This window comes from Nocardia carnea NBRC 14403, assembly GCF_000308515.1.
Taxonomy (GTDB): Bacteria; Actinomycetota; Actinomycetes; order Mycobacteriales; family Mycobacteriaceae; genus Nocardia; species Nocardia carnea.
This window is the reverse complement of sequence record NZ_BAFV01000039.1, coordinates 48,706-65,288: the sequence shown is the minus strand read 5'-3', so window position 1 is coordinate 65,288 and position 16,583 is coordinate 48,706. Positions and strand designations below refer to the sequence as shown.

Below are 16,583 nucleotides of genomic sequence, written 5' to 3'. Positions count from 1 at the left end.
CGGGATCGGTCACGGCAGACTCCTGACTGTTCTGAACAGTGGGGAAGGGGAGACGAAGGATTCGTGCTGGGGCGTCGCTAGTCGCCCCAGCCGCCGGCGGCGATGATGTCCTGCCAGGTGGGGACGAGTTCTGGATGGGTGAGGCGGACGATTTCGCCGGGTAGTGAACCCGGTTGTGCCTTGGCGGGATTCGCTACGGCCTGCTCTTCGACGAGACGGGTCAGCGCGCGGATTCCGCCGAGTCGCGGATAGTCCATGTGTACGCGGTCGGCGTATCCCGGGGGGAGCATGTCTGCGTTGCCGCCGATATCGATGGCGATACCGTCGACGGCGACCCAGATGGCGGCGGGGCGGCGGCGACGGTAGACGGGGGAGTCGCTGAGGCCGGTGGTGTGGGCAGCGATGGCATCCCAGACGATATCGACGCGCTCGTCGGTCACGCCCTGGGACTCCAGGAATTCGGCGGCGTAGTCGGCGCCGTCGATCTCGAAACGCTGATCGCCGTTGGCGATTTCGGCCAGGCCGATATCGTGCAGAGCGCAGACGAGGTACACGATTTCCTCGTCGTAATCCGTGCCTGCCCGTATACCGCGGTCGGCGGCCGCGGCCCGGGCGAACAGGAACGAGCGGACGCTGTGATTGCGCAGGGCCGGGGTCAGTTCGGTATCGATCACGGTCTGCGCCGCGCGCGCCAGGGGCGTGGCCGGTAGGTCAATAGACATGGGAACTCCTCGGGGTGAAAGCACATGCGGCAGAGGTGCGTTGTCGCATGCCGGCGGACGGCCGGGGGCCGGTGTGGGCCGGGGCCGGACTAGATCGCTGAGCTGGGAGAGGGCGGGGCTGGTCGAGGTCGTCGAGCCGACAGGACGGTGTCGGTCAGGCGGTTGCGGCGGGTTGCGCCGTGGTGGCAGTGGTGGAGCGGAAGCGGTCCCGGTACTCCGCGGGCGAAACCCCGAGTCGGCGGTGGAAGGCGCGGCGCAATGATTCGGCGGTACCGAAACCACACCGACGGGCGACGGCGTCCACCGGATCGCCATCGATCAGTGCGGTCTGGGCTGCTTCGATCCGGACTTGCTCGACATAGGCTGCCGGGCCGACGCCGAGTTCGGCGGTGAAGCGGCGCTGGAAGTGACGGGGACTCAAACCTGACCGTGCCGCGAGATCGCCGATACTGTGCTGCTCCCCAGGTTCGGCGTGGATCGCGGCCACCGCCGACCGCACGGGGTCGGTCGCGGGCTGCGGTCGCCATAGCGCCGTGCTGAACTGGGTCTGCCCGCCGGGACGGCGCAGGAATAGCACCAGGAAGCGTGCTAATTCGAGGGCGGCCCGGCGGCCGAGGTCATCTTCCACGAGCGCCAGAGCGAGATCCATCCCGGCGGTCACGCCGGCCGAGGACCAGATGTTTCCGTCCTGCACGAAAATCGGGTCGCGGTCGACGCCGACCCGGGGATACTCGCGGGCGAGCTGTGCGGTGAACGCCCAATGCGTGGTTACCCGTTTCCCGTCCAGTAGGCCCGCGGCCGCGAGCAGGAACGCACCGGTGCATACCGAGGCGACGCGCCGGGCTCGGGCGGCCGACCGGATCCATTGCCTGAGGCGGGGATCGTCGCGGGCGGCCTCGACACCGGGCCCGCCGACGACTACGAGCGTGTCCACGGTAGCCGGGTCCAGATCGTCCACGCCGCAGTCGACTCCTACCGGTAAACCGCTGTCGGATCGCACGCCGCCCGGACAGGAGGCCACGACCCGGCAGTCGTACTCGCCGGAACCTCGGAAGACCTCGTAGGGACCGACCAGGTCGAGCGCTTGGAAATCGTCGAAGACGACGAATACGACGCGGCGTTGCTGCACACTTCCCACCTTCGGCCCTGCCGAGGATGGCGTCAACGACATACATCCCACAGATCGCGCCATTGGCACAACATTGCTAAGGTCGGCGGTGATGACTACCGGGACGGCGATTCGCCACACACGGATGGGTTACCCGGCGCTGTTCTGAGCGCCCCGCGGGCCGATGCAAGCCCGCTGTGTCGTCGAGGATCCCGCGGTAGTGCCCGTGCTCCGCCTTCGTCGAGTTGATCGCAGAACATCGACTACGACAGAAGGATTCAACGATGGTTGCAATACACGGAATGCCGGTAGACGTGCGGACAGCCGATGGTGTGGCCGACGCGTATCTCGCCTGCCCGGACGACGGCGCTCCCCATCCGGGCGTGCTGGTGATCCAGGACGGGTTCGGCCTGCGGCCCGGTCTGTGGTCGCTGGCCGACCGTATCGCCGCCCACGGTTATACGGTTCTGCTGCCGAATGCCTACTACCGGCACGGACGCGCGCCGGTGATCGAACTGCCGGAATTGATCGACCCGGCGCAGCGGCCGGAGATCTTCCAGCAGGTATTCCCGATGATCCGCGAGCTCACACCGGATCTGCTGCGTTCCGATGCGGCGGCCTACCTCGAGTGGCTGTCGGCAGCAACGCAGGTGGCCGAGGGTAAAGTCGGCGTCACCGGTTACTGCATGGGTGCGCGCCTCGCGGTGCTGATCGCCGCCGTGTTCCCCCATCGGGTCGCGGCGGTCGCCGGATTCCACGGCGGGCCGCTCGTTACCGATACGCCGGACAGTCCGCATCTGACGGTCGGAAGTATCTCCGGGGAACTGTATTTCGCCCACGCCGGCGAAGACGACCATATGACTCCGGACCATATCGCCCGATTCGACGAGGCCTTGGCCACCGCCGGCGTCCGCTTCCGTACCGAGGTCTACGAGGGCGCCCAGCACGGCTTCACCCAGGCCGATACCTCCGCCCACGACCCAGCGGCCGCCGAACGGCACTACCGTGAGCTGTTCTCGTTGTTCGACCGCACCCTGCCCGTGGGACGCTCTCCGGGCGTGTCCGACAACTCGGTAAGCGGAGACGGTTCCGTAGTCGGCTGATCGGCCGCCCGTGTATCGGCGTGCACGGGTGCGGTTCTCAGGAGTGTTCCGTCGGCCCGTGCCGCCCAGCAGAGTGTGGCCATCGATCCGGACGACCCGTGGATGCCGACCACAACAGGGCTCGCGGACGCACGGTCACGGGATTCTCTGTCGTTCGGCGACCGACTGCCCTCGCCTACCTGCTTCCGGCGCAGACAGGGCAATCGGTCTCACCGACTCGTCGTCGACCCTGGAACGTGGCACGCGGTGGCGGATGCGGGCAATGCTCCCGTACCTGCCGGTGGGGCTTCGTGCTTATGGACCGGCCCCGATCGATGCGGATCACGCGAGCAGGTTCTCGATCAAGTCGGTGGCCCTGCCCGTACCGCCCTCGGCGAGGGCTTGTGCACGGAGCCGAGCAGACCGGCGACTCACGTCTTCGTCGGTGAGGAGATCGTTCAAGGCTGCGCGCAGTGTTTCGGCGGTGGCTTGCTCGGTATCGATGCGCCGGGCCACACCCAATTCCACCAGCCGGTCGGCATTCACCGACTGTTCGGCCCCCTGTGGCACAGCGATCATGGGCACTCCCGCCGCCAGCCCCTCCGCACTGCCACCCATACCGGCGTGCGTGACGAAGGCGTCGGCCTGTTCCAGGATCGCCCGCTGCGGAACCCAGGGGTGCACTTCGACATTCGCCGGGATGGTGCCGAGTTCCTGCGGGTCGGTGTATTTTCCGATCTGCAGCACCACATGCCAGCCCGGTAGATCACCGAACGCGGCCAGGCATTGCCGATAGAACTCCGGCCGGTGGGTATATGCCGAACCCAGTGAGATCAGCAGCACGTTCTCGGCTGTGGCGGGACGGGCCCAGGTTCCGGAATCGCCCGACGGCAGACAGGGCCCGGTGTAGGTCACCGTTTCGCTGTCGACGCGTTCGGCATTCGGTTGCATCGCACGCGGAATGAGAGCCACGGTCCGGGCAGGACGGCCGGAGAAGGAGTCGACATCGGTGGTGGTCGCTCCGCAGCCGGCGAGCCATCGGGCGAATCGTGTCCGGTAGTCGTCGGCGCCGGGTAGCTGCCACAGGTGGGTGGCCACATCCTCGTCATAGCCGTCCCATGCCACGAAGGTCGGGGACAACAGCAGCAGCGGGCGTCGCTGCTGCTCGGCGAGGGCGCGTGCTGCGTAGGCGCCGATGTCGTACAGGTAGAGGTCGGCCGGGTCGCGGTCGTAGTGGGCCTGCAACTGCGGCAGTGCCGCGACGGCATCGTCGAGGAACAGGCTCGCGGCGGCGATCGGGTCGTCGGGCCAGTTGTTGTCGGCGACCGGTAAAGCCGAAGTGCACGGGACGAACTCCGCCCCGGTGGCGGTGATCAGCTCGGCCACGACCGGGTCGTTGGCGTAGGTCACGCGGTGGCCCCGGTGTACGAGTTCGCGGATCACCTCGAGGCTGGGCAGGACGTGGCTGACGATCGGGATACCGATCATCGCGATATGTGCGGGGTGGCGGGTGGCGGGCATAGCTCGTTTCCGGTCGGTCCGGGTGGTGTCCGGTGATACAGCGGCTGGGAACCTCGGCCACTATAGCGACAACTGTTGCATTTATATGCTGTCATGCGTCGATCCGGTGAGCAATCAGGTTTCCGTCATGGCGGTCGCGGCCCCGGCACCGGATCGCCGTACGCATCCGGCCGGATCCCGGTCGAGTCTGGACAGCGATCACACCGGCGCGGACCATGGGTTAGAGCATTCGCAGCGAGGAGGACCCCGGCAGGTTGCATCCCGGTGGAAGGAGAGCACGATGATCACAGCACGCGAGCTCATGCACACCGATGTGGTGACCATCGGTGTACGCGACACCATGGACACCGCGGCTCAGCAGATGCGCCAGCGCGATATCGGGGCGCTGCCGATCTGCGACGGGGAAGGACATCCGGTCGGTATCGTCACCGACCGGGACATCGTGGTGAACTGCCTGGCCCTGGGACGTAATCCCGCGACGGCGACCGCCGGGGAATTCGCGCAGGGCGACGAACTGCGCAGCGTCGAGGCGGATACGGAATTCGGGGCGATACTGGCGCTGATGCAGCAGTACCAGATCCGCCGCCTGCCCGTTACCGAGCGCGGCCGGCTGGTCGGGATCATCACCGAGGCGGATATCGCCCACGGTATCCCGGAGGCACAGACCGGCGAGTTCGTGGAGGCGGTCTGTGAACAGCAATTGCCGGCCCGGGTCGGTGAGCCTGCTCTCGGAGGGTGATCGTACCTGCGGAGATCCGGATGACCGGCACCGCCGAACCCGGACCTCACATCCACCGATCGGATCCGTGGATTGCGTGAGAGACCGGACTTGTTCCGCCTGGGACGCCGGTAGGAACGATCGGGGCGGGCAGATGGCCGTCCGGCTGCCGTCGGAAGGGCGCGTGAGCCGCCTGGTAGCGGGTGATCAGCGGATATCGAACTCGTTGCTGGTGCCGGTGATCGGGTGCAGGGTCCCGCCGGGGGACAGGCGGTCGGCCCAATGGACAAATCGATACCGCCCGGCCGGGACGTCGCCGGGGATGTCCCAGGTGAAGGTGGCGATGGAGGTAGCCGGTGGGCGTCTACTCCAGTGGAAGCGCACATTCCATTCGCCTTCGTTGGCGATCCGGGTCCAGCGGCCGTCGATCAATCGCTGCACTTCCAGGAAAGTGCCGTTGCGGCGCGGGTTGTGCTTGGGATGGGCGGAGACGAACTCGACGATCGCCCGGCTGCCCGCCGTGTAGGAGGGCGCCGGCTGGGTGAGCACCGCGCCGAAATCGGATCCCGGCGGTGCGGTATCCGGGCCTGGCGCGGGAACGAAATTCGGCTGCAGATGCGAGATATCGCGCGGTGCCGGACCACGCCCGACGGTCGAGCCAGTGGCGAGCGCCGTGGCGAGTCGGGTGAATTCCTGCTGGTAGGCGGGCAGTGTGTAGCGACCGAACAGCGTGGACGCGCCTTCGTACTGCTGGGCGTCGTATTCCTCCGGGGTCGTGACGTACTCGTGGTATGCATTGGCATAGCCCTGCAGCAGGACCTGGGCGATATCCACGCCGAGTGCGGCCGCCACGGCCCGGCGCACCCGCAGGCCCGCGACGATGGTGAATTCGCCCCCGGCCGCGGCCAGATACAACTCACCGATCCGCACGATCTGGATCGGCACGATATTCGGCACCCACGGCGCCGGTGGTAGCAGGCTGAACGGCACCGCGATCGCCTTGGGTGCCTGGGCATCGGCAAGCCAGCCGGGCGCGGGTAGGTGCGGATCGCCCAGTGCGTCGACGAATGGATTGCGGACACCCTCGGGAATCGGCGCGCCGGGCAGGCCCGGCCCGTCCTCGATACTGCCCGCCAGCAGGGAGACCCCGGCAGCGGCGGGTGCTGTACGGCGGGCCACACCGTCCGGGGTGAACCGGCCGTCCACGGCGATATCGGCCAGATCGATATAGCAGAACACCGATCCCACCGGACCCGACAGCGGACGGGGCGCGGCCAGTGCCGTGCGGAAGGCGTTGTACTGCCGTTCGCCGATGATGCGGGTGTTGTCGAATTCGTTGTCGGTGGGCCCGGAACCCGGTCGCAGGTTCAGGTTCGGCGACATGTCACCGGCATTGGTCTGCGCGAAGGCGGCGACGAAATCGGGTGGTCCCTCATCGAGGTAACGGACACCGTGCTGGGTGTGTTCGCAGGCGTAGGCCGCATACCCCTTGTTGTCCGAGCTGATCAGCCGGTTCTTGTTCGTCATCGACGTGTTGTGGGTGGCGAACCAGGTGATCGCGCCCGCCGGTCGGCCGCCCCGGTCGATCGACAGCACGGTGACGGCCGGATCGATGGCGCCGGGGAAATGTTCCTTGTCCGCGGCGGGGTTGCGGTCGAAGGCGACTCGGGACCGGTTCACACTCGCGTCGTGCAGTTCGGCGCGGCCCAGTGCCAGGGTGCCGGGCGCCAGATCGGCGTGCGCCGCGGCGATGGCCTCGACCAGCCCGTCGACCTCGGCATCGTAGACCTGCTGCTGGAATCCCAGAATGGACAGGTTGTAGGCGTAGTCGTGGGCCGAGCCGCCGCAGACGGCATGCGAATGCGTGGAAGTGAGCAGCACATTGCGCTCGGTGTAGAGATCGCCGAACCGCCGCGCCAGTTCGGTGAGCACGCCCCGGTGCACCGACTGGAAGATCACCGCGTTCTCCGCGACCGCGAACACCACCCGTTCGCTGCCGGCGGCGATGACGAACGCGCGGGCGCGGGGTCGCAGATGGATTCCGGCCGTGGTCTGGTCCTGCTGGGAGTACCCCATCATGCCGCATTCGGCGGCCGGTCCGGTGATATCGGAAATCCCCATCCCGATCAGGTATTCGCCGGATCCGGGTGCCGCTGTCGCGGGGGCGCCGGAGATCGATGTGGTGACCGAGCCGAGAGCGAGGGTCCCCGCCGCGGCGCCTGCCAGCACGGTCCGGCGCGGAAGCGCCGCGGGCCTGTCGCCGGACGAATCGGTGGCGGTGCGGGATTCGGGTGTCGCTGCCATCGCGGTTCCTTTCCTGTCGAGTGGCAGCGAACCACACTGTTGAACGTTCGTCCAGATGTGGTTGGTCAATTGTTCAGTTCGTGGTGCCGGTAACGCGCACGCGGGCGGGAGCCTCGATCAGTCGGGCAGTAGCGGCACCGAAAGCCCTTCGCCTCGGCCGAGGAGCGCGGCGCGGGTAACCGCGCTCGACCCGAATCGGGTGCGGACCTCGTCGAGTGCCGTATCCAATTCCGGGCCGGGTCCGTGATCGAACGGCAGCGTGAGCTGGCGCGGGTCCGCGTCGTCCAGGTTGGTCAAGGCCAATCCGATGAGAGTGAGCCCGCGCTCGTGAATCAGCGGTGTAGCGGCGCTCAGCAGGCCACGCGCTGTCCGCAGGATCGTTTCAGTGTGATCGGTGGAATCGGGCAGGGTGTGCGAACGGGTGGCACGGGTGAAATCGTCGAAACGCAGACGCAGCACCACCGTCCGGCAGACCCGGTCCGCATTCCGGAGCCGCCGGCCGAGACGATCGGTGAGACCATGGAGATACGCCTCGATTTCGTCCGGTGTCCGCGCCCGGCGCCCGAGCGCCCGCTGCGCGCCGATCGACCGGCGCCGCCGCCCGGTTTCCACCCGGCGCGGGTCGCGCGCCCAGGCCAGTGCGTGCAGATGCCGGGCCGCCGCCCGGCCGACGATCGGCCGCAGCCCTTGCTCGCCGAGTTCTGCCAGCTGCCCGATCCGTTCGATACCGTGCCCGCGCAGCGCCTCCGCTGTCACCGGCCCCACGCCCCAGAGCCGTTGCACCGGAAGTGGATGCAGAAACTTTAGTTCACCGCCGTGCTCGACCAGCAGTAATCCATCCGGTTTCGATACCGCACTGGCGACCTTGGCCAGGAATTTGGTGCCCGCGATACCCACCGAAATCGGTAGGCCGACCTCGCGCCGCACCCGTGCACGCAACTCCTCCGCGATGGCAGGCGGCTCCCCGGCGACCCGGCGCAACCCCGCGACATCGAGGAAGGCCTCGTCGATGGAGATCCCCTCCACGACGGGAGTGGTATCGAAGAAGATCGCGAACACCTCCTTGCTGGCCTGCGCGTATTCGGACATCCGCGGCGGAACCACGATCGCCTCCGGGCACAACTGCAGCGCCCGCCCGATATTCATCGGTGTCCGCACACCCCGCGCCTTGGCCTCGTAACTGGCGGCCAGCACCACCCCGCCGCCCACCAGTACCGGTTTGCCGCGCAGATGCGGCTGATCCCGCTGTTCGACCGAGGCGTAGAACGAATCCAGATCGGCGTGCAGGATCGACGCCTGCGGCCGCGCGGCGATACGAGGCCGCGCGCCGGGCCCGGGAGAGTGTCGTATACGTCCACGTCCCGGGGGGCGGTCATCGGATTCGAACATATGTTCACATTAACACCCGGTTGGCCGGAAAACGGCAGGCCATAGCGGTCGGGCGCGCAAGTCGGCGCGTTCCTGTGGCATCAACACGAATCTGTTGTTACGGGACTTTGGGGTGAGCGGCCGGCACGGGGCCTGTGTTGTCGGGGTTCGGGAAGGGCTCGAACCGGCGGCAGTGATCATTGATCGGCCGGTGTACTGCTAGGCTCGAAACAAGCAATTGCTTGGTTGGTCGGGAGGCCTGATGGTGGACGAGTTTTCCGGGCGCCCCGGGGCTGCGCTGGTGGCCGGGGGGACCGGTGGAATCGGCGCCGCGGTGGTGCGGCTACTGGCCCGGCGCGGCAGCGATATCGGGTTCACCTACCGGGTGAACCGGGCGAAGGCCGACGCGCTCACCGAAGAAGTTGCGGGACTCGGGCGCTCGGGCCGGGCATGGCCGCTGGATCTGGCGGATCCGGACGCGGTAACCGAGATCGTCGCACAGTTCCGCGAACATTTCGGCGGCCTGCACACGGTGGTATACGCCGCCGGCCCCCATGTCCCGATGGTCCACCTGAGCAGGGTCTCGCCGCAGCAATACCGCGACCAGCTGCTCGGCGATTCCGCGGCATTCTTCAATCTGATGCACGCGACGCTGCCACTACTACGGGAATCTCGTGGTGCCGTGGTGGCCGTGACGACGGCCGCCACCCGGCGGTACCCGGTCCGTGACGGGCTCTCGGCCGGGACGAAGGGCGCGGTCGAGGCGGTGGCCCGGGGATTGGCCGTGGAGGAGGGGCGCTACGGCGTCCGGGTCAATTGTGTGGGCCCCGGCATGCTCACCGATGGAATGGCCGAACGTTTGATCGGCTCCGGCGATCTCGAGGATTCGGCCCTCGAGATCGCCCGGGGCAATATTCCACTGCGCCGCTTCGGCAATGCGGAAGATATCGCCGAAGCGGTCGCCTTCCTCGTCTCGGACCGGGCGGACTTCATCTCCGGTCAGACGTTGGACGTCGACGGGGGATACACGGCCTGACCGGCCGTCCGCTCTAGCGGGCGGCGCGCCGGGCCGGCGGCAGATCGTCGGAGACGCCGAGCCCACCGCAGAGCAGGAGAGAGAGGAACAACGAGTACATTCCGGGGCGTCCGCCCGTAGAAATACTCATGAGGTGGCGGTCGTCCGCGCGAATCATCGTAGAGGTGAACTCCGTATACCAGCTCAAGCCGCGTTTCCAGGCGGCGCTGCGGCCCATCGCGGCCCGGTTGGCCCACGCAGGCGTTTCTGCCGACGCCATCACGACGACCGCAGCGGCGGCATCGATCGCGCTGGGCGTATCGGTCGCCGCATCGCAATGGCGCTGGTTGCTGCTGCTCTACCCCGTGTTCCTGTTGGTTCGGATGGCGTTGAACGCGATCGACGGCATGGTCGCGCGCGAATTCTCCGGTCCGACTCCGCGCGGTGCGTTGCTGAACGAACTCGGTGATATGGCTTCCGATGCGGCGCTGTACCTGCCGCTGGCGCTCATACTTCCCGCGCAGCCGTGGCTGGTGGTGGCCGTGGTGACGGTCTCGCTGATCGGCGAGGCCGCCGGTATCGCGGCGCAGACCATCGGGGCGACGCGGCGTTACGACGGGCCGCTCGGCAAATCCGATCGCGCGGTGCTGTTTTCGTTGCTGGCCGTGCTCGCGGCGCTGGACGTCCCGGCGTTCGGTGGATGGCTGCCGTACGTCCTCGGCATCGCGCTGGCGCTGGCGGTGTGGACGGTGGTCAACCGCGTGCGCACCGGTCTCGTGGAGGCGGCGCGATGAGTATCGACCCCACCGTCGGGTTCACGGTCGCGGCCATGGTCGGCATTCTGGTGGTCGCCGAGATCGTCGTGCTCGGATTGCGGCGCTTAGCACCCGGCGTCGATCGAACCGAGCTCACGCAACGGATCCGGTCGTGGTGGGTGATCGTGCTCGCCGGAGGAATCGCGCTGGTACTCGACACCACCGTCGTTCTGATCCTGCTGGCGCTGGTGTCCTATCTTGCGCTGAAGGAATACCTTTCGATGATCCCGACCCGCCGCGCGGATCGAATAGTGTTACTGGTCGCCTACCTCGCCATTCCGACCCAGTGGGTGTGGATCGCGGTGCGGGACTACGGAATCTTCATCGTGTGGGTGCCGGTCTACCTGTTCATCGCCATCCCGTCGGTCATGGTGCTGCGTGGCGAAACAGCCGGTTTTCTTCGCGCCCTGGGCACGATGTTCTGGGGTTCGATGCTGTCGGTCTTCGCGATCGGACACGTCGCATATCTCTATGTACTTCCCGGTGACGAGTCATCCGGCGCAGGGTTGCTGCTCATGCTGCTGTTGCTGACCCAAGGAAACGATGTGGCGCAGTACATCTGGGGGCGTGTACTCGGCAGGCGACGGGTCGCACCGACGGTGAGCCCGAACAAGACGGTCGAGGGATTCCTCGGCGGCCTGGTGACGACCACTGTGGTCGCGACCGTTATCGGACCGCTGCTCACCCCGCTGTCCTGGCCGATGTCGATGGCCGCAGGCGCGATTCTCGCGGTGACCGGATTCCTCGGCGATCTCACCGTCTCCGCAGTCAAACGTGATCTGGGGGTCAAGGACACCGGAAGTCTCATACCCGGGCACGGCGGGGTCCTCGACCGTGTCGACAGCCTCATCTTCGCGGCGCCCTTGTTCTTCCATTTCGTTCACTACTTCTACTACTGAGAGCCGAGAGACTATGTGGCGCCTGGTCTTCCACTGGTTGTTCGTCAAACCCGTGATGCTGTTGATCGTGGGGCTCAACGTCCGTAATCCACAGCGTATTCCGACGCAAGGGCCGGCGATCGTCGTGGCCAACCACAACAGTCACGCGGACACGGTAGCGCTCACCTCACTCTTCCCGAGCCGGGTGCTTCGTAAGGTACGGCCGGTTGCCGCCGCAGATTACTTCCTGAGGACGCCTGCGTTGTCCTGGGTATCGCGTAATTGCATGGGGATCCTGCCGCTCGATCGGGACGGGATCCGTTGTGGCGCCGACCCCCTGCGGGACTGCGTCGCAGCCCTCGATCGCGGGGAGATCCTGATCCTGTTCCCGGAGGGATCTCGGGGCGAGGCCGAGCAGAGGCAGCGGTTCAAGAAGGGGATTTTTCATCTGGCCCGGCGCCGGCCGGAGGTCCCGATTGTTCCGATCTATCTGCACGGCCTCGGCAAGGTGCTGCCCAAAGGCGCATTCGTGCCGGTGCCGCTCTTCTGCGATGCGTTTGTCGGTGAGGCGATCACCGAGCGGCCCGACGATGCCGGGGAATTCGTGGAGTCCCTGGAGGCCGCGATGACGGCACTGGTCGAGGGAACGCGGTTTCCGGAATGGGCGTGACACTCCTGGCTTTCGGCTGGGGTTTCGCCGAGGCAACGCTGTTCTTCGTGGTTGCCGACGTAGTGATTTCGATCGTCGGTGTACGACGAGGCCGGCGAGCGGCACTGTGGGCGGCCCTCGCAGCCGCCGCAGGTGCAACGGTCGGTGGTATCTGTATTGCGCTGTGGGCTCGATACTGTCCCGACGCGGCCCTCGATGTAATACAGAGTGTCCCGGCGATCTCGGAGACCATGGTCGGCGATCTGCGAAATGATCTCGACGGCGGTGTTGCCGTGGCGCTGCTCGTCGCGAGCGTCACCGGTGTGCCCTACAAGATCGGCGCGGTCCTCGCGCCGGCGGCGGGCATTCCGATCTGGCAACTCGCGCTTCTGACACCGATGGTCAGGTTGCCACGTTTTACAGCGGCCGCCGTGGGCGGTGCATTACTGCGACGGTGGACGCCGCGGATGTCCGATCGGGGCCGAATCGCCCTGCTCGGTACCGGTTGGTCGATCTTCTACGCGGTGTACTGGACGATCACGCCGAACTAGAGCTCCACGGTCTAGGCTGCGATTTCCTGGGCGATCTGGATGAGATTGCCGCAGGTATCGTCGAATACCGCGGTTTTCACTGTGCCGTAGTCGACCGGTTCCTGGGTGAACCGCACACCCAGCCCGCTCAGCCGCTCGTATTCCGCCGCGAGATCTTCGACCGCGAACGAGGTGAACGGGATCCCGTCCTCGACCAGGGCCTCCTTGTAGACCTTTGCCGCGGGATGGCCGGTCGGTTCGAGGAGTAGTTCGACGCCGTCGGGTTCGGCCGGGGAGACGACCGTCAGCCAGGAGGCGTCGCCCACCGGCACATCGGTTTTCTTCCGGAAACCGAGGATTTCGGTGTAGAAACGCAGGGCTTTTGCCTGATCATCGACGTAGACACTGGTGACATTGATCCGCAACACTATTCCTCCAGCCAGCGGTCGGTGAGACCACGCAGGGGTGCGCGGTCCAGATAATGAAATTTGTGCCGCCCGTCGCGCTGCGTGCGAACCAGGCCCGCGGCGGCCAGCTGGTCCAGATGCTGGGAGATCGCCTGCCGGGTGGACGACAGGCCGTGCCTCATGGTGAGTCGCCCGCACAGTTCGAACAACGTCTGCCCGTCGCGGCCGGCCAGTTCGTCGAGAATTGCGCGGCGGGTCGGATCGGCGAGTGCTTTGAAGATCGGTTGCTGGTCGGCATGCACAGGTCGACTATAGGCAAGTGGTAACTTGCATATCAAGCCCGGGTGGCCACGCGGCGGGTTTCGCCGGATCGAGAAACAACGCGACGGTGCCGGTGGCAGGGGGTGCCGCGTACACCGCGCGCGGTGCCGGCCTCGGTGGGCTGCGGGGGTGTGGCTTCAGATGCCGGGCTGAAGCCGGCCACCATGTGGTAGGAGCCAGGAGGCGCCGAGAGTGATCCCAGCGGCCGGGTCGGTGACATCCGCCGTATAGAACCACTCCATACGCACCTGTTCGGCGGCGATGTCGACCACGCCGTAACCGTGCGAATCGAGCTCGGTATAGCGGATATGCCGGTTGAGCGCCCGGATCGAGTTCTCCAGCGCCACCGTCCCCGTGCGCGGCGGGCCGGGCAGCAGATCACCGATCCCGAGAGAGGTCACCGACGGGACCACGAACTCCGCCCCCGCGGTGGGACCGTTCGGATAGGCCGCCGCGTCGAGCGGCACGTCCGAAGCCCACGAGCTGTGGATATCACCGGTGAGATAGACGATATTCGTCGCATTGTGGTCGGTGAGGGCCGTCAGCAGGCGCCGCCGGTCGGCCGTGTACCCGTCCCACTGATCGGTGTTGGGTGCCAGACCCTCCCGTGGGATCCCGAGGACCTCGGCCACCGCGGCCGTCGTCGCCGGATCCATGGGCGGGAACACCAGCGGCGAAATCATCACCGAGTTGCCCACCAGCTGCCAGCGCGCCGAACCCGATACCAGCCCGGCCGTGAGCCAATCCATTTGCGCCGTCCCTGTGATAGAGCGGGCCGGGTCGTCGCTGTCCGGGGAGCCGAGATGCGGCGCGATATCGCGGTAGCTGCGCAAATCCAGCATGGACAGCTCGGCGAGAGTGCCGAACCGCAACCGCCGGTAGATCCGGGGCGCCGCCGCCGTACCCTCGGCCCGTACCGGCATCCATTCCAGGTAGGCGCGCACAGAGGCGGCCCGGCGCGCGGGCCAGTCGCCCTCGGTGGCGGGGTCGTGATTCCCGGCGCCACCGGACCAGGAATTATCGGCCGACTCGTGGTCGTCCCACGTACAGATGAACGGTAGCCGGGCGTGCAGCGCCATGAGATCGGGATCGGTTTTGTACTGACCGTGCCGAACCCGGTAGTCGGCGAGCGAGACGATCTCGTGCACCGGATCGTGCCGCCGGATGGACCCGGAACGGCCACCGTACGCCCCCGCCGCGTATTCGTAGAGGTAATCGCCGAGATGGACCACGGCATCCAGATCGTCGCGACCGGCCAGATGCCGGTAGGCGGCGAAATATCCGGCTTCCCAGTTCGAGCACGACACCACGCCGAAGCGCAGTCGCGCGGGAGTGGCCTCGGCGGCGGGTGCCGTGCGGGTGCGACCCACGGCCGATACTTCGCCGAGGGCCGCGAACCGGTACCAGTAGTCCTGTGCGGGCGCGAGACCTCGTACATCGACCTTCACCGTGTGGTCGCCCGCTACGGTGGCGTTCGCCGTTCCGGACGCCACGATCGTCGTGAATCCCGGGTCCTGGGCCACCTCCCAGCGCACGGCGGCCGGGGCGCCGATTCCGGAGCCCGGCACCGCGTCCGCGCCGACGGTCACCCGCGTCCACAGAATCACCCCATCGGGTAAAGGATCCCCGGAAGCGACACCATGGCCGAATGCCGGCACGGCTGCGCGGGCGGCCGGCGCGGTCAGAGCACCCGCCGCGGCGAGGGCCCCGCCCTGCAACAACGTCCGGCGACCCAGCGCGCCCATGTGGGTGGCCATCGAAACGATCCTGTTTCCGCTCACGTGCACCGATCACAGCGGACGGCGAGCGAATCGGCAAATCGAATCGTGCCGGGCGGTCCGGTCCGGGGCCGTGCAGATTTCCCGGCACCCGCCAGTACGGAACACAGGACAACGATCGCGTCAGCCAATAGCGGCCCACGGCGAGAACACGCGTCGCCACCTTCCCCTCGATGACGAGATCGTAGGCGTAAAGGCAGGTCGGAAGGGGTGAACTGGCGGTGACGACCTGGCGAATCCTCGGTGGAACGCGAATTCAGCGGTGCGCGTCGCGGATTCCCCGATCCCGCGCATGTTTGGGCTTGCGCCGGTAGCTCTTTCCCGAGGGGATGGGTTGCGCGGCACTGGATCGGCGGAGTTGCTGGCGTCGGCGCCAGCCGGTGAGGTCTGGGCGTTCGGGGTTGTCAGGGGCAGGCATGGTCGCTCCGGTCGGAAGGAAAGCGCGGTCGGTTTTCGGTCTCGTACTCGTTCACGGCATGAATGATCGCGCGCGTGGAGCTTTTCCGCCCGCGAATATTTTCTCCGCGCGGGTCCGCGTGGTCAGCCCCGTGGCAGTGGCCGGCAGGGATCCCCGAGTGGGCGGCCACCGTCGATAAAAGAACTGGGGGTGACGCCCATCAGGGCCCGGAACTCGGCGGTCATATGCGAATGGTCGTAGTAGCCGGTGCGCACGGCGAGCTGTGACCAGGGCGAGCTGCCGGCGCGGGTCAGCACCCGGCGGACGCGTTCTATCCGCGCATAGTGTTTGGGAGAGACTCGTATTCCGGCGATGAACAGGTTGCGGAGCTGGCGTTCGCTGACGGCGAGCGAATTCGCGAGCACGGGAACTCTTCGCTCAGCGGGCTGCGTCGATACAGTGTCGACTGCCCGGTGGAGTAGTCCCCGGTGTGACCGTTGAGTCGGGCTCTCCCGGACGCGCTGCGGCAATCGCTGTTCCAGATAGGGGAACAGCTCGTCGGGGCGCAGTTCGGTCAGTTCGGCGGCAAGCGATGCGGCCGGTCCGGGAAGGTCGGCGAGCCGGACCACCCGGTCGGTGAGATCGACGGCCCGCACGCCGAGCAACGCGGAAGTGACCCCGGCCGCGAGCTGCAGCCGCAGGCAGCCCAGAGGTTTGGCCGCTTCGGCATATGAGGCTTTGGTTCTGGCACCCAGTACCAGGGCGTCGGGTGGACCGTTGTCTTCGGTCCGCAGCACGATCATGGTCGTGGCCTGGGGGAGATGGGCGAACGGTTCGGACCGCTCGCGCACTGCCGGAATACGCCCGAGCTCGGTGAGCCATGGCTGCAGCGATTCCGGCGCGGGGATCACCGTTGCGGCCAGGTCGGTGTTCTCGGACGGCCAGGCCGTCTCCGGGGTGTTCACCTGTT

The 16,583-nt window shown here is 67.0% G+C and carries 16 protein-coding genes; 7 read left to right on the top strand and 9 right to left on the bottom strand.

Annotation, left to right across the window (positions count from 1 at the left end):
* Positions 1 to 77: 77 nt before the first annotated feature.
* A complete protein-coding gene (locus ON22_RS13185) occupies positions 78 to 722 on the bottom strand; it encodes an HD domain-containing protein (protein ID WP_033241879.1) in 645 nt (214 codons plus the stop codon).
* 154 nt (positions 723 to 876) lie between these two features.
* Positions 877 to 1,893, bottom strand: a complete 1,017-nt coding sequence (locus ON22_RS13180) for a GlxA family transcriptional regulator (protein WP_197039610.1) — start codon at positions 1,891 to 1,893, stop codon at positions 877 to 879.
* Positions 1,894 to 2,114: 221 nt separating this feature from the next.
* Here ON22_RS13180 and ON22_RS13175 point away from each other — a divergent pair, with 221 nt between their 5' ends.
* A complete protein-coding gene (locus ON22_RS13175) occupies positions 2,115 to 2,933 on the top strand; it encodes a dienelactone hydrolase family protein (protein ID WP_051157581.1) in 819 nt (272 codons plus the stop codon).
* A gap of 321 nt (positions 2,934 to 3,254) precedes the next feature.
* On the opposite strand, the gene ON22_RS13170 is transcribed toward ON22_RS13175, so the two are convergent.
* A complete protein-coding gene (locus ON22_RS13170) occupies positions 3,255 to 4,433 on the bottom strand; it encodes a macrolide family glycosyltransferase (protein ID WP_063820586.1) in 1,179 nt (392 codons plus the stop codon).
* A 280-nt stretch (positions 4,434 to 4,713) separates the two neighbouring features.
* Between ON22_RS13170 and ON22_RS13165 the strand changes: the two genes are divergently transcribed.
* Positions 4,714 to 5,172, top strand: coding sequence for a CBS domain-containing protein (locus tag ON22_RS13165; protein WP_033242422.1), 459 nt, complete (start codon positions 4,714 to 4,716; stop codon positions 5,170 to 5,172).
* Between the two features lie 186 nt (positions 5,173 to 5,358).
* Here the strand turns inward: ON22_RS13165 and ON22_RS13160 are convergent, their stop codons facing one another.
* Positions 5,359 to 7,455 carry a neutral/alkaline ceramidase gene (locus tag ON22_RS13160; RefSeq protein WP_051157580.1) on the bottom strand — a complete coding sequence of 699 codons (2,097 nt, stop codon included), beginning with the start codon at positions 7,453 to 7,455 and terminating at the stop codon, positions 5,359 to 5,361.
* A 117-nt stretch (positions 7,456 to 7,572) separates the two neighbouring features.
* Entirely contained in the window at positions 7,573 to 8,844 is a 1,272-nt protein-coding gene (dinB, locus tag ON22_RS13155; protein ID WP_081595548.1) for a DNA polymerase IV, read from the bottom strand.
* Between the two features lie 241 nt (positions 8,845 to 9,085).
* On the opposite strand from dinB, the gene ON22_RS13150 reads away from it, so the two are divergent.
* From ON22_RS13150 to ON22_RS13130, 5 genes are all read left to right on the top strand, one after another.
* Positions 9,086 to 9,859, top strand: a complete 774-nt coding sequence (locus ON22_RS13150) for an SDR family NAD(P)-dependent oxidoreductase (RefSeq protein WP_174375581.1) — start codon at positions 9,086 to 9,088, stop codon at positions 9,857 to 9,859.
* A 164-nt stretch (positions 9,860 to 10,023) separates the two neighbouring features.
* Entirely contained in the window at positions 10,024 to 10,632 is a 609-nt protein-coding gene (locus tag ON22_RS13145) for a CDP-alcohol phosphatidyltransferase family protein (RefSeq protein WP_033241880.1), read from the top strand.
* Positions 10,629 to 11,552 (top strand): phosphatidate cytidylyltransferase, encoded by a 924-nt coding sequence (locus tag ON22_RS13140; protein WP_033241881.1) that lies wholly within the window; start codon positions 10,629 to 10,631, stop codon positions 11,550 to 11,552. The genes ON22_RS13145 and ON22_RS13140 overlap by 4 nt, the downstream gene beginning before the upstream one ends.
* Before the next feature lie 13 nt (positions 11,553 to 11,565).
* Positions 11,566 to 12,201 carry a lysophospholipid acyltransferase family protein gene (locus ON22_RS13135; RefSeq protein ID WP_033241882.1) on the top strand — a complete coding sequence of 212 codons (636 nt, stop codon included), beginning with the start codon at positions 11,566 to 11,568 and terminating at the stop codon, positions 12,199 to 12,201.
* Positions 12,192 to 12,731 carry a hypothetical protein gene (locus ON22_RS13130; RefSeq protein WP_033241883.1) on the top strand — a complete coding sequence of 180 codons (540 nt, stop codon included), beginning with the start codon at positions 12,192 to 12,194 and terminating at the stop codon, positions 12,729 to 12,731. Before ON22_RS13135 ends, ON22_RS13130 begins: the two co-directional genes overlap by 10 nt.
* An 11-nt stretch (positions 12,732 to 12,742) precedes the next feature.
* Here ON22_RS13130 and ON22_RS13125 read toward each other — a convergent pair whose 3' ends face one another.
* The 4 genes from ON22_RS13125 to ON22_RS13110 form a co-directional block, all read right to left on the bottom strand.
* Entirely contained in the window at positions 12,743 to 13,135 is a 393-nt protein-coding gene (locus ON22_RS13125) for a VOC family protein (RefSeq protein ID WP_086007730.1), read from the bottom strand.
* Positions 13,136 to 13,137: 2 nt separating this feature from the next.
* A complete protein-coding gene (locus ON22_RS13120; protein ID WP_033241885.1) occupies positions 13,138 to 13,419 on the bottom strand; it encodes an ArsR/SmtB family transcription factor in 282 nt (93 codons plus the stop codon).
* Between the two features lie 156 nt (positions 13,420 to 13,575).
* A complete protein-coding gene (locus ON22_RS13115) occupies positions 13,576 to 15,195 on the bottom strand; it encodes an alkaline phosphatase D family protein (RefSeq protein WP_033241886.1) in 1,620 nt (539 codons plus the stop codon).
* A 561-nt stretch (positions 15,196 to 15,756) separates the two neighbouring features.
* A complete protein-coding gene (locus ON22_RS13110) occupies positions 15,757 to 16,578 on the bottom strand; it encodes a helix-turn-helix domain-containing protein (RefSeq protein ID WP_051157578.1) in 822 nt (273 codons plus the stop codon).
* Between the last annotated feature and the right edge of the window lie 5 nt (positions 16,579 to 16,583).